Source organism: Streptomyces sp. NPDC044044 (assembly GCF_056434405.1).
In genome coordinates this window covers 475,599-488,969 of sequence record NZ_JBWKFG010000002.1, presented here as the reverse complement: position 1 = coordinate 488,969, position 13,371 = coordinate 475,599, and the positions used below count along the sequence as shown (strand labels likewise).

12 protein-coding genes are annotated in these 13,371 nt (G+C 69.5%); 9 read left to right on the top strand and 3 right to left on the bottom strand.

The genetic code is table 11. The features are described from left to right. Positions 1-135: 135 nt before the first annotated feature. Together AC07AG_RS08135 and AC07AG_RS08130 are read right to left on the bottom strand one after the other, a co-directional pair. Positions 136-579: an SRPBCC family protein gene (locus tag AC07AG_RS08135; RefSeq protein WP_361044312.1), complete on the bottom strand. Its 444-nt coding sequence runs from the start codon at positions 577-579 to the stop codon at positions 136-138. 108 nt (positions 580-687) lie between these two features. Continuing rightward, positions 688-1,083: a VOC family protein gene (locus tag AC07AG_RS08130; protein WP_478753029.1), complete on the bottom strand. Its 396-nt coding sequence runs from the start codon at positions 1,081-1,083 to the stop codon at positions 688-690. A gap of 133 nt (positions 1,084-1,216) precedes the next feature. Between AC07AG_RS08130 and AC07AG_RS08125 the strand changes: the two genes are divergently transcribed. The 3 genes from AC07AG_RS08125 to AC07AG_RS08115 all read left to right on the top strand — a co-directional run bounded on the left by AC07AG_RS08125 (position 1,217) and on the right by AC07AG_RS08115 (position 4,396). Further along, a complete protein-coding gene (locus tag AC07AG_RS08125; RefSeq protein ID WP_478753027.1) occupies positions 1,217-2,257 on the top strand; it encodes an Rv2578c family radical SAM protein in 1,041 nt (346 codons plus the stop codon). A gap of 123 nt (positions 2,258-2,380) precedes the next feature. Then, positions 2,381-3,949, top strand: coding sequence for an alpha/beta hydrolase (locus tag AC07AG_RS08120; RefSeq protein ID WP_478753025.1), 1,569 nt, complete (start codon positions 2,381-2,383; stop codon positions 3,947-3,949). Positions 3,950-4,003: 54 nt separating this feature from the next. Then, positions 4,004-4,396: a RidA family protein gene (locus tag AC07AG_RS08115; RefSeq protein WP_478753023.1), complete on the top strand. Its 393-nt coding sequence runs from the start codon at positions 4,004-4,006 to the stop codon at positions 4,394-4,396. Between the two features lie 36 nt (positions 4,397-4,432). Here the strand turns inward: AC07AG_RS08115 and AC07AG_RS08110 are convergent, their stop codons facing one another. Beyond that, positions 4,433-5,002, bottom strand: a complete 570-nt coding sequence (locus AC07AG_RS08110; protein WP_361044325.1) for an adenylosuccinate lyase — start codon at positions 5,000-5,002, stop codon at positions 4,433-4,435. A 346-nt stretch (positions 5,003-5,348) separates the two neighbouring features. Here AC07AG_RS08110 and AC07AG_RS08105 point away from each other — a divergent pair, with 346 nt between their 5' ends. From AC07AG_RS08105 to AC07AG_RS08080, 6 genes are all read left to right on the top strand, one after another. Next, the gene (locus AC07AG_RS08105; RefSeq protein ID WP_478753021.1) at positions 5,349-7,130 is read left to right on the top strand and encodes a 3-hydroxyacyl-CoA dehydrogenase family protein; all 1,782 of its coding nucleotides are present in this window, start codon (positions 5,349-5,351) and stop codon (positions 7,128-7,130) included. Positions 7,131-7,254: 124 nt separating this feature from the next. Continuing rightward, entirely contained in the window at positions 7,255-8,064 is an 810-nt protein-coding gene (locus AC07AG_RS08100) for a TetR family transcriptional regulator (RefSeq protein WP_409060583.1), read from the top strand. A gap of 425 nt (positions 8,065-8,489) precedes the next feature. After that, on the top strand, positions 8,490-9,833 hold the full coding sequence (gene ccrA / locus AC07AG_RS08095; protein ID WP_478753936.1) for a crotonyl-CoA carboxylase/reductase: 1,344 nt from the start codon (positions 8,490-8,492) through the stop codon (positions 9,831-9,833). A 17-nt stretch (positions 9,834-9,850) separates the two neighbouring features. After that, the gene (locus tag AC07AG_RS08090; RefSeq protein WP_478753019.1) at positions 9,851-11,878 is read left to right on the top strand and encodes a protein meaA; all 2,028 of its coding nucleotides are present in this window, start codon (positions 9,851-9,853) and stop codon (positions 11,876-11,878) included. After that, entirely contained in the window at positions 11,875-12,840 is a 966-nt protein-coding gene (locus AC07AG_RS08085; RefSeq protein ID WP_249586745.1) for an HpcH/HpaI aldolase/citrate lyase family protein, read from the top strand. Before AC07AG_RS08090 ends, AC07AG_RS08085 begins: the two co-directional genes overlap by 4 nt. Before the next feature lie 2 nt (positions 12,841-12,842). Beyond that, complete coding sequence (locus AC07AG_RS08080) at positions 12,843-13,370, top strand: MaoC family dehydratase (protein WP_451221791.1); 528 nt, start codon at positions 12,843-12,845, stop codon at positions 13,368-13,370. Position 13,371: the final 1 nt, after the last annotated feature.

Here is a 13,371-nt window from a genome sequence, read left to right as displayed (position 1 = left end):
AGGGTGTCCGGCACACGTATGCGCCGGTGGGAGCCCTACGCCGTACAACTGGCCCGAACTGAAAACCACTCGAAACGGTGAGCGTGACAACAACCCTTATGGGCTACCGAAGTTGAGGACCGGTCGGGCGTCGGTCTACTTCTCGACCTGGGCGGCGAGCTTGCCGAGCACCTCGTCGTAGATCCGCCCGAGCCCCTTGGGGGCGAAGGTCTTCTCGAAGAAGCCGCCGATGCCGCCCGCGCCGTTCCACACGGTGGAGACGACCACGCGCGCCTTGCCCTCCCCCGCCGGGGTCACGGTCCAGGTCGTGACCATGGAGGAGTTGCGGTCCTTCTCGACGAGCTGTCCGTCGGTCGGCTCGGTGACCTCGAGGAGGCAGTCCCGGATCCGCTTGCTGGTCGCCTGGAGCTTCCAGTGGACGAGCGTTCCCTCGCCGTCGCCGCCCTCACGCACCTCGAACTCGCTGAAGTGCTCCGACAGGATCTTCGGGCGCGTGCCTTCGTAGTCGGCAAGCGCGTCGAAGACGTCCTCCGGCTGCGCCGCGATGATCCGCTCCGTGGTCGCCTCGACCTGCGCCATGGCACTTCCTCCAGCACTCGGTTGTTACTCGGGGGGTTCGCGGAAAGCCAACCACCCTGCGTACCGGCCTCCCAAATCGGGGTCCCGGCAACGGCGTACGGCACCCGCTCAGGGGCGACGGCCCGCGAGGACGCAGAACTCGTTCCCCTCCGGGTCGACGAGCGTGACCCAGTCCTCGTCGCCCCTCTGGCCGACGTCGGCGTGCCGGGCACCCAGGCCGAGCAGGCGGCCCACTTCCTCGCCCTGCTCCCTGTCGGTGGGGTTGACGTCGATGTGGAGCCGGTTCTTGACGGTCTTGCCCTCGGGCACGCGCGCGAAGGTGAGCGCCGGCGGCACCGGGCCGAGGCGCTTCTTGCCCTCGGGCACCAGCGGGGAGCCGATGATGACGACCCCCTCGTCCTGGTCCTCCTCCTGCACCTCGTAGTCGAGGACCGAGCACCAGAACCTGGCGAGACCGCCGGGATCGGCACAGTCGATCGAAAGCTCGGTGAACTTGCTGGTCACGTCATGACCTCCCGGTCGAGTGGCGGGCCTGGCGAAGGCCACACGCTAGCCACAGACAGAGTCCGGCTCACTCCCCCGCACGATCAAGGGAACATGTGTTCTATTGTGTGGCCAGTGCTACCGAGGAGGCGTCATGCGCTGGGAGAACCTCACCGACGGGCCGTCACGGGGTGTCGCGGATGCCGCGCTGTTCGGCGCGGACGCGGTCACGACCAGGACCTTCGACACACCCGAGTTCTCTGGAATCACCTTCCACGAGATCCGGGCCAGAACGATCGTGAACCGGGTGCCGGGAGCGTCCCGCATGCCCTTCGAGTGGACGGTCAATCCCTATCGCGGCTGCTCGCACGCGTGCGTCTACTGCTTCGCGCGCAAGACGCACAGCTATCTGGACCTGGACACGGGGCTCGGCTTCGACAGCCAGATCGTGGTCAAGGTCAACGCCCCCGATCTGCTGCGGCGCCAGCTCGCCTCGCCCCGCTGGCACGGCGAGCACATCGCCATGGGCACGAACGTCGACTGCTATCAGCGGGCCGAGGGGCGGTACGCGCTCATGCCCGGGATCATCGCCGCCCTGCGCGATCACGCGAATCCCTTCTCCATCCTCACGAAGGGCACCCTGATCCTGCGCGACCTCGAACTGCTGCGCCAGGCCGCCGCCGTCACCGACGTCGGCATCTCCGTGTCCGTCGGCTTCGTCGACCAGGAGCTGTGGCGCACCGTCGAGCCGGGGACGCCCGCTCCGCAGCGGCGGCTCGACGTCGTACGGACGCTGACCGAGCACGGGATCGGGTGCGGGGTGCTCATGGCGCCCGTGATCCCCTTCCTCGGGGACCGGCCCGAGCAGCTGCGGGCGACCGTGCGGGCCATCGCCGCGTCGGGGGCGACCTCCGTCACGCCGCTCGTGCTGCACCTGCGGCCCGGAGCGCGCGAGTGGTTCATGGCGTGGCTGGAGCAGCACCATCCCTACCTCGTGCGGCGCTACGAGCGGCTGTACGCGGAGGGCGCCTATGCGCCCAAGTGGTACCAACGCCGGATCACCCGGCACGTGCACGAGCTGGCCGAGGAGTTCGGCATCGGGCCCGCGCGCGGGGGCGCCGCCCGCCGCATCCGCGTACCGGAACAACCCGAGCCCGAGCCCCGGCCCGGAGGCACCCAGCTCACCCTCCTCTGATCTTCACACTGCGCCTTTCAGGTTATTTATCGTCAAAAGCGCACCTTCCGGGCGGAGTTTCCGGGGACGATGCCGCGGGGACCGCGGCATCCGCGGCCCGCACTCCCCGTCCCTGGAGGCCGGATGAACAGACGCGCCGTCGCCCTGTGCGGCGTCGCCGCGGTGGTGGCCTCGATGGTCACGGCCGCGGTACCCGCCGCGAGCGCCGACACCGCGAGCACGCCGCGCGCCGCCCCCCTCACCTGGGAGAAGTGCGCGACCAAGGACTACCCCACGCTCCAGTGCTCCTCGCTCGACGTCCCGCTCGACCACGACCTGCCGGACGGCCGGCAGATCACCCTCGCCCTGTCCCGGGTCCCGCACACCGCGAAGAAGTCCCAGGGCCCGCTCCTGGTCAACCCCGGCGGCCCCGGCGGCAGCGGTCTGTCCCTCGCGGGGTTCGTCGCGAAGACGCTGCCCGCGAAGGTGTCGGCGCGGTACGACGTCATCGGCTTCGACCCGCGCGGCGTCGGCAAGAGCAAGCCGGCCCTCGACTGCCGCCCCGGCCACTTCGACCCGGTGCGCCCGGACACCGTGCCGGCCACACCCGCGATCGAGCAGGCCGATCTCGACCGGACGCAGGCCTTCGTCACGGCGTGTGCCGAGAAGTACGCGGACGTCCTGCCGTTCATCGACACGGTGAGCGCGGTCAAGGACATGGACGCGATCCGCGGCGCGCTCGGCGCCAAGAAGATCAACTTCTTCGGCTACTCGTACGGCACGTACCTGGGCGCCGTCTACGGAAAGCTCTTCCCGGACCGCGTGCGCCGCATGGTCCTCGACTCGGCCGTCGACCCCACGGGCGTCTGGTACGACGACAACCTCCAGCAGGACCACGCCTTCGACGCCCGCCACAAGGCCTTCGCGGCCTGGGTCGCCAAGCACCACAAGACGTACGGGCTCGGCACGGACCCGGCGAAGGTCGAGGCCAAGTGGTACGCGATGCGGGCGGCCGTCGCCAAGCAGCCCGCGGGCAAGAAGGTCGGCGCGGGTGAGCTGGAGGACACCTATCTGCCGGGGGGCTACTTCAACGGCTACTGGCCGTTCCTCGCCGAGGTGTTCGCGTCGTACGTGAACGACAAGGACGCCGATCCGCTCGTGGAGGCGTACGAGAACTTCGGCGCCGTCGACGCGGCGGGCGACAACGGCTACAGCGTCTACGCGGCCGTGCAGTGCCGTGACGCGGGCTGGCCGCGCGACTGGAGCACCTGGCGCGACGACAACTGGAAGGTCCACGACAAGGCGCCGTTCATGACCTGGAGCAACGCCTGGTACAACGCGCCGTGCGCGTACTGGCCGACGGGCTCCCTGGAGCCGACGAACGTGTCCAACTCCGGCCTGCCGCCGGTGCTGCTCTTCCAGGCGACGGACGACGCGGCCACCCCCTACGAGGGCGGCGTCACGATGCACCGCAAGCTGCACGGATCGAGCCTGGTCGTGGAACAGGGCGGCGGCAACCACGGCATCACCCTCTCCGGAAACACCTGCCTGGACGGGCACTTGGCGGCCTACCTGGAGAAGGGCAAGGTGCCGCGGAGCGGCGGCGAGGTCGACGCGGTGTGCCGGGCGCTGCCCGACCCGAAGCCGATGAGCGCCAAGAGCGGTTCGGGGCGCGGGGCCGCGCTGCACGGGCTGCTCGGCTTCCGCGGCTGAGCAACGGCCGAGCCCAGCGGGGGCGTTGAGACAGTGATGGTCCAGGATGGGCCCATGAGCCGATTGACCCACATCAACGCCCCCAGCGGCGTCTTCCCCGCCACCCAGTACACGCACGTGGTCATGGGGACGGGCCGTTTCGTGGCGATCGCCGGTCAACTCGCCCTGGACGGGCACGGGAAGCTCGTCGGCGAGGGCGACCCGGCGGCCCAGGCGCGGCAGGTGTTCGACAATCTGTGGCACTGCCTCGTGGCCGCGGGCGGCAGCTTCCGGGACGTCGTGAAGCTGACGTACTACGTCACGGACATGGCCTACATGCCCGACATCCGGGCGGCGCGGGACACGTACATGGATCCGGAGCGCCTTCCCGCCGCCTCCGCGGTCCAGGTCTCGGCGCTGGTCGCGCCGCAGTTCCTGATGGAGATAGAGGCGTACGCCGTCCTGTAGACGCGATCGGCGCCCTGTGGACCCGATCGGCCGAAGCTAGCCGGGCAATCGGGCCAGGGCCGCGGACGCGGCGGCCGCCAGGCGCGGAAAGCCGCACGCCTGCGTCAGGACGGGCCGGGCGCGCGGGTCCCCCAGCGCCCCCAGGCCCTCCACGCACGCGAGCGCGATCTTCCCGTACGGATCGTGCGGGGCGAGCCTGCGCCCCAGCGTGGTGATCAGGGCGGGCGCGGACTCGGGCGCGCGCAGCTCGGTGAGCAGACGCACCGGGTGCAGGGCGTAGGCGACGCGCAGCTCATTGGTGGCCAGGGCGGCTGCCGCCCGTGCCGTACGCGGGTCGCCGAGGCGGGCCAGGGCGTATGCCGCCGCCGCGCACCGCGAGGGGTCCCGGTGGTTCAGGAGCAGCACCAGGGACTCGAAGGCCCTGCTGTCCCCGGCGGCACCGAGCCGGACCGCCGCGAGCTCCCGCGCCCACAGTGGCTGACCCGCCGCGGCGAGCACCTCCGCGAGTTCCTCGACATCGCCGGTCGCGACCAGCCTCTCGTAGGTCTTCGAGACTCCCGCCTCGCGGCGTAAGCGTTCCGTCACCGTCCGCAACTCCACGTCCATGACGGGGAGCCTATCCGCGATGTAGATCACAAACCCCGGGGACTGGCGCGCTCGTTACTCGCCGGTTAATCTCATGTGAGCGGGGCACACTCCCCGTCAGCAGTTCTCAACTCTTGCCGGCCTGGTGACGCAGCCGGTTCGAGCGCTTGTCGGTTCGGTGCTTCGAGCACCTCAGCTCCACCCCAGTACGACGCGGCTCCGGGACAGAGCCGGTCGACTCCTCACGGGCGTGTGCGTTCTCGCCGCCCGGTCACGACACGCAGCAGCTCACCTTCCGTACGCCGCGCCGCCGTTGCCGCGCACCGCGTGCGCCCCTCAGTCGTCACTCACTTCCTGGAGTCCACGCATGGACACTCCCTTGAACACCGTCGCCGTGATCGGTCTCGGCACGATGGGCACCGGCATCGCCGAGGTCCTGGCCCGCGCCGGACGCGAGGTCATCGGCATCGACATCAGCGAGGCCGCGGGCGCCCAGGCCGTGGCCGCCGTCGAGTCGTCGACCGCGCGTGCCGTGCGCCGTGAGCAGCTCACCGAGGACGAGCGGCGTGACGCGCTCTCCCGGATCCGCACGTTCACCGATCTGCAGGCCGCGGCCGACGCCGACCTCGTGATCGAGGTCGCCCCGGAGTCGTACGAGATCAAGCAGCAGCTCATCCGCGAACTCGACGCCGTCGTGCGCCCCGAGACGATCATCGCGACCGGCACGAACGCGCTGTCCGTGACCCGTCTGGCCGCCGAATCGGCGCGCCCCGAGCGGGTGCTCGGCCTGCACTTCTTCAACCCGGCCCCGGCGATGAAGCTGGTCGAGGTGGTCTCCTCCGTGCTGACCGCGCCCGCGGCCGTCGCCTCCGTCACCGACCTCGCGTACGCGCTGGGCAAGGAGCCCGTCGCGGTCGGCGACCGGCCCGGATTCGTCGCCGACGGCCTGCTCTTCGGCTACCTCAACCAGGCAGCGGCGATGTACGAGGCGAAGTACGCGTCCCGTGAGGACATCGACGCCGCGATGAGGCTCGGCTGCGGCCTGCCGATGGGCCCGCTCGCGCTGCTCGACCTGATCGGCGTCGACACGGCCCGCACGGTCCTGGACGCGATGTACTCCGAGTCGCACGACCGGCTGCACGCGCCCGCGCCGATCCTCAAGCAGCTCAGCGAGGCGGGCCTGACCGGCCGCAAGTCGGGGCGCGGCTTCTACTCGTACGAGGCGCCCGGCAGTTCGGTCGTCGTGCGCGACGCGCTGACCCCGCCGGAGGACGGCAGGCAGGGCGGCGGACGCACCATCCGCTCGGTCGGCGTCGCGGGATCGGGGACCATGGCGTCCGGCATCGCCGAGGTCTTCGCCAAGGCCGGTTACGACGTGGTGCTCGCCGCGCGCAGCGAGGAGAAGGCCGAGAAGGCCAAGTCCCGTATCGGCAAGTCGCTTTCGCGGTCCGTCGACAAGGGCCGGATGACGGCGGAGACCGCGGCCAAGACCCTGGACCGGATCACTCCGGCCGGTACGTACGACGCGTTCGCCGACGTCGACCTGGCCCTTGAGGCGGTCGCCGAGGACCTGGAGATCAAGCAGCAGCTGTTCGCGGCGTTCGACAAGGTCTGCAAGCCGGGGGCGATCCTGGCGACCACCACCTCGTCCCTGCCCGTGGTCGCCTGCGCCCGCGCCACCTCGCGCCCCGGCGACGTGATCGGGATGCACTTCTTCAACCCGGCACCGGCGATGAAGCTGGTCGAGGTGGTCCGCACGGTCCTCACGGACGACGACGTGCACGCGACGGTCCGTCAGGTCTGCGCGACCATCAAGAAGCACCCGGTGGACTGCGGCGACCGCGCGGGCTTCATCGTGAACGCGCTCTTGTTCCCCTACCTCAACAACGCGATCAAGATGGTCGAGGAGCACTACGCGACGCTCGACGACATCGACGCCGCGATGAAGCTCGGCGGCGGCTACCCCATGGGCCCCTTCGAGCTCCTGGACGTCGTCGGCCTGGACGTCTCGCTGGCCATCGAGAAGGTCCTGCACCGCGAGTTCCGCGACCCGGGCCTGGCCCCCGCTCCCCTGCTCGAACACCTGGTGGCCGCGGGCTGCCTCGGCCGCAAGACCGGCCGCGGCTTCCGCGAATATGCCCGACGGTAGGCCGGTAACGGACGGGGGCGCGCCTGACGGCAGACCGCGCACGGACTGGGGCGGGCTGCTCGAACCGTCGGGCGGCCCCGTCCCGCAGGAGCACTCGGCTGCGCATATGCAGTACGTTCGGGTCATGCCCAAGGCCGCCAAGTCCTCACGTACGCCCGCTACGCCCGACGCTCCGGAGAGCGCGGCCGGCAGCCGCGCCGCCGCCCAACGGCTCAAGATGCGCCGGGAGCTGGCGGCCGCGGCGATGGAGCTCTTCGCGTCCAAGGGGTACGAGGCGACGACGGTCGACGAGATCGCCGCGCAGGCCGGGGTCGCGCGCCGGACCTTCTTCCGGCACTTCCGCTCCAAGGAAGAGGCGATCTTCCCGGACCACGACGACACACTGATCCGGGCGGAGGCGGTGCTCAACGCGGCGCCGCCGCACGAGCACCCGCTGGACACGGTGTGCCGGGGCATCAAGGAAGTCATGAAGATGTACGCCGCGTCGCCCGCGGTGTCCGTCGAGCGGTACCGCCTGACGCGCGAGGTCCCCACCCTGCGCGAGCGGGAGATCGCCTCGGTGGCCCGCTACGAACGGCTCTTCACGCGCTATCTCCTGGGCCACTTCGACGAGCAGGCCCACCACGACGGCAACGACGATCCGCTGCTCGCGGAGGTCGCGGCGTCGGCGGTGGTGACCGCGCACAACCACGTGCTCCGCCGGTGGCTGCGTGCGGGCGGCCAGGGCGACGTGGAGACCCAGCTGGACCACGCCTTCGCCATCGTCCGCAGGACCTTCGGTTCGGGCATCGGGGCGGGGCGTGACACCACCACCGCTCCGGCGGCCTCGGTGAGCACCGGCGGCGACGTTTTGGTCACGGTCGCACGGACGGACGCACCGCTGGACGAGATCATGCGGACGATCGAGAAGGCGCTGCGGGAGCGGGACTCCTAGGGGCTCGCGGGACTCCCGGGACGCTTTAGGTCCCGTTTTCCGCCCTTTCGTCCTCGGCTTTTGAGGGGGCGCTACCCACCGGTAGCGCCCCCTCTGTCATGCCGTCACACCCTCTGACCTGCGCTGATCGATCATCCATCAAAAATTGATGGCACTCAGTGTCTTGCCCACTGGCACGCGGTGTCATACGTTGATGTTGTCCGGGCGGCCGGCGTGCAGAGAACATCCGTACGCCGGCTGTCCCCACAAGCCACGGCTCGTGCGCCCGGACGCCTGCGTCACAGGCAACCTCCCGCGCCACACCAAGCGCTGCCGAGCATCACCCTTCGCCGAACCGACGGCACACCTCCACAAGCACCAGCAGCACCCGACGTAACCCTCAAGAGCGTGTTCCCCTCAGAGGGGGCCCGCACTTCGCCGGAGGCATCACCGTGAAGGAAATCCTGGACGCGATCCAGTCGCCGGACACCACGTCCGCCGACTTCGCCGCTCTTCCCCTGCCCGACTCGTACCGCGCGATCACCGTGCACAAGGACGAGGCGGAGATGTTCGCCGGGCTCGAGACCCGCGACAAGGACCCCCGCAAGTCGCTGCACCTGGACAACGTCCCGGTGCCCGAACTCGGCCCGGGTGAGGCCCTGGTGGCCGTGATGGCCTCCTCGGTCAACTACAACTCGGTGTGGACCTCGATCTTCGAGCCGGTCTCCACCTTCAGCTTCCTGGAGCGGTACGGCCGCCTGAGCGAGCTCACCAAGCGCCACGACCTGCCGTACCACGTCATCGGCTCCGACCTGGCGGGCGTCGTCCTGCGCACCGGCCCCGGCGTGAACGCCTGGAACCCGGGCGACGAGGTCGTCGCGCACTGCCTCTCCGTCGAGCTGGAGTCCAGCGACGGCCACAACGACACGATGCTCGACCCCGAGCAGCGCATCTGGGGCTTCGAGACCAACTTCGGCGGCCTCGCCGAGATCGCCCTGGTCAAGTCCAACCAGCTGATGCCCAAGCCGGACCACCTGAGCTGGGAGGAGGCCGCGTCCCCCGGCCTGGTGAACTCCACCGCCTACCGCCAGCTCGTCTCGCGCAACGGCGCCGGCATGAAGCAGGGCGACAACGTCCTGATCTGGGGCGCGAGCGGCGGCCTCGGCTCGTACGCCACCCAGTTCGCCCTGGCCGGCGGCGCCAACCCCATCTGTGTCGTCTCCAGCGACCAGAAGGCCGACATCTGCCGGGCCATGGGCGCCGAGGCGATCATCGACCGCAACGCCGAGGGCTACAAGTTCTGGAAGGACGAGCACACCCAGGACCCCAAGGAGTGGAAGCGCTTCGGCAAGCGCATCCGCGAGCTGACCGGCGGCGAGGACGTGGACATCGTCTTCGAGCACCCGGGCCGCGAGACCTTCGGCGCCTCGGTGTACGTCACGCGCAAGGGCGGCACCATCGTCACCTGCGCCTCCACCTCCGGCTACACCCACGAGTACGACAACCGCTACCTGTGGATGTCCCTCAAGAGCATCGTGGGCTCCCACTTCGCGAACTACCGCGAGGCCTGGGAGGCCAACCGCCTCGTCGCCAAGGGCAAGATCCACCCCACCCTCTCCCGGGTCTACTCCCTGGAGGAGACCGGCCAGGCCGCCTACGACGTCCACCGCAACCTGCACCAGGGCAAGGTCGGCGTCCTCGCCCTCGCACCCCAAGAAGGCCTCGGCGTGCGCGACCCCGAGATGCGGGCCAAGCACATCGACGCGATCAACCGCTTCCGGAACGTCTGAGGGCTGAGGGTTCGCACATGACAGAGCGTCAGAAGGACCGGCCGTGGCTCATGCGGACCTATGCCGGTCACTCCACGGCCGAGGCGTCCAACGAGCTGTACCGGCGCAACCTCGCCAAGGGTCAGACGGGCCTCTCGGTCGCGTTCGACCTGCCCACGCAGACCGGCTACGACCCGGACCACATCCTCGCCCGCGGTGAGGTCGGCCGGGTCGGCGTCCCCGTCTCGCACGTCGGCGACATGCGGCGTCTCTTCCAGGACATCCCCCTGGAGCAGATGAACACCTCGATGACGATCAATGCCACGGCCATGTGGCTCCTGGCGCTCTATCAGGTGGTGGCGGAGGAGCAGGGCGTGGACATCACGCAGCTCCAGGGGACGACGCAGAACGACATCGTCAAGGAGTACCTCTCGCGCGGGACGCACGTCTTCCCGCCGGTGCCCTCCCTCCGCCTCACCACCGACATGATCACGTACACGGTGGCGCACATCCCCAAGTGGAACCCCATCAACATCTGCAGCTACCACCTGCAGGAGGCCGGGGCCACTCCGGTGCAGGAGATCGCGTACGCGATGTCCACCGCCGTCGCCGTCCTCGACGCCGTGCGCGACTCCGGGCAGGTGCCGGACGAGAAGTTCGGTGACGTCGTGGCCCGCATCTCCTTCTTCGTGAACGCGGGCGTCCGCTTCGTCGAGGAGATGTGCAAGATGCGGGCGTTCGGCCGCATCTGGGACCGGATCACGCGCGAGCGGTACGGCATCACCAACCCCAAGCAGCGCCGTTTCCGCTACGGCGTGCAGGTCAACTCGCTCGGTCTGACCGAGGCGCAGCCCGAGAACAACGTCCAGCGCATCGTCCTGGAGATGCTGGCCGTCACGCTCTCCAAGGACGCACGCGCGCGTGCCGTGCAGCTTCCCGCCTGGAACGAGGCGCTCGGCCTGCCCCGGCCGTGGGACCAGCAGTGGTCCCTGCGCATCCAGCAGGTGCTCGCCCTGGAGAGCGATCTCCTGGAGTACGAGGACATCTTCGAGGGCTCGCACGTCATCGAGGCCAAGGTGGAGTCCCTCGTCGAGGAGTCGCTCGCCGAGATGGACCGCATCGAGCAGATGGGCGGCGCGATGGCCGCCGTCGAGTCCGGCTACCTCAAGTCGCAGCTGGTCTCCTCGCACGCCGAGCGCAGGGCGCGCATCGAGTCGGGCGAGGAGAAGATCGTCGGCGTCAACGCCTACGAGTCGACCGAGCCGAACCCGCTCACCGCGGACCTGGACACGGCGATCATGACGGTCGACCCGGCGGTCGAGAACCGCGTCGTGGACGCACTCAAGCACTGGCGCGACACCCGCTACCAGCCGCCGTTCAACCACCCGCGCCCCTGCAAGGCCCTGGAGAAGCTCAAGGAGGTCGCCGCGGGCACGGGCAACCTCATGGAGGCCACCCTGGAGTGCGCACGCGCCGGTGTGACGACCGGGGAGTGGTCCGGTGCCCTGCGGGAGGTCTTCGGGGAGTTCCGGGCGCCCACGGGCGTCTCCAGCGCTCCGGTGGCCGTCACCGCGGAGGCCGGCACGCCGCTCGCCCTCGTCCGCGACAAGGTCGCCAAGACCGCCGCCGACCTCGGCACCGGCAAGCTCCGCTTCCTGGTCGGCAAGCCGGGCCTGGACGGGCACTCCAACGGGGCCGAGCAGATCGCGGTGCGCGCCCGTGACGCCGGCTTCGAGGTGGTCTACCAGGGCATCAGGCTCACGCCCGAGCAGATCGTCGACGCCGCGCTCGCGGAGGACGTGCACGCCGTGGGCCTGTCGATCCTCTCCGGCTCGCACGCGCAGCTCGTGCCCGACGTCCTCGTGCGCCTGCGCGAGGCGGGCGCGCCCGACATCCCCGTCATCGCGGGCGGCATCATCCCCAACAGCGACGCCGAGGACCTGAAGGCGGCAGGTGTGGCCGCCGTCTTCACCCCCAAGGACTTCGGCATCACCGAGATCATCGGCCGTATCGTCGACGAGATCCGGAAAGCGAACAAGCTCGACCCTCTGGAGGTCCCCGCATGACCGCGCCCATCAACCGTCTCCGCCCCCGCCGCTCGTGTCTCGCGGTACCGGGTTCGAACCCGCGCTTCCTGGAGAAGGCCCAGGGCCTCCCCGCCGACCAGGTCTTCCTGGACCTGGAGGACGCCTGCGCGCCGCTCGCCAAGCCGGAGGCACGGCACACCATCGTCAAGTTCCTCAACGAGGGCGACTGGACGGGCAAGACGCGGGTCGTGCGCGTGAACGACTGGACGACCGAGTGGACGTACCGCGACGTGGTCACGGTCGTCGAGGGCGCGGGCCAGAACCTCGACTGCATCATGCTGCCGAAGGTGCAGACGGCCGACCAGGTCGTCGCGCTCGACTTCCTGCTCACGCAGATCGAGAAGACGATGGGCTTCGAGGTCGGCAAGATCGGCATCGAGGCGCAGATCGAGAACGCGCAGGGCCTGAACAACGTCAACGCGATCGCGCAGGCGTCGCCGCGCGTCGAGACGATCATCTTCGGCCCGGCCGACTTCATGGCGTCGATCAACATGAAGTCCCTGGTCGTCGGCGAGCAGCCGCCCGGCTACCCGGCGGACGCCTACCACTTCATCCTCATGAAGATCCTGATGGCGGCCCGCGCCAACAACCTCCAGGCGATCGACGGCCCCTACCTCCAGATCAAGAACGTCGACGGCTACCGCGAGGTCGCGAACCGCGCCGCCGCCCTCGGCTTCGACGGCAAGTGGGTCCTGCACCCCGGCCAGGTCGAGGCGGCCAACGAGGTCTTCTCGCCCTCCCAGGAGGACTACGACCACGCCGAGCTGATCCTGGACGCCTACGACTACTGCACCTCCGAGGCGGGCGGCAAGAAGGGCTCGGCGATGCTCGGCGACGAGATGATCGACGAGGCGAGCCGCAAGATGGCGCTCGTCATCTCCGGCAAGGGGCGCGCGGCGGGCATGACCCGGACCTCCAAGTTCGAGATCCCGGAGGCCTGACCATGCAGTTCGGCCGCACCTACGAAGAGTTCACCGTCGGGGACGTCTACAAGCACTGGCCGGGAAAGACGGTCACCGAGTACGACGACCACCTCTTCTGCCTCCTGACGATGAACCACCACCCCCTCCACATGGACAGCAACTATGCGGAGAAGACGACCGACTTCGGGAAGAACGTCGTCGTGGGCAACTACATCTACTCGCTGCTTCTGGGCATGTCCGTGCCGGACGTCTCGGGCAAGGCGATCGCCAACCTGGAGGTCGAGTCGCTCAAGCACGTGGCGCCGACCTTCCACGGCGACACGATCTACGGCGAGACCACGGTCCTGGACAAGACCCCGTCGAAGTCCAAGTCGGACCGCGGAATCGTGTACGTGGAGACCAAGGGCTACAAGCAGGACGGCACGCTGGTCTGCGTGTTCCGCCGCAAGGTGATGGTCCCCACCGAGACGTACATCAAGGAGCGCGGCGGCGAGCAGCCCGGCCGCCCCGAGCTCCTGGACACTCCCAAGAAGACGCAGGAGAAGTAGC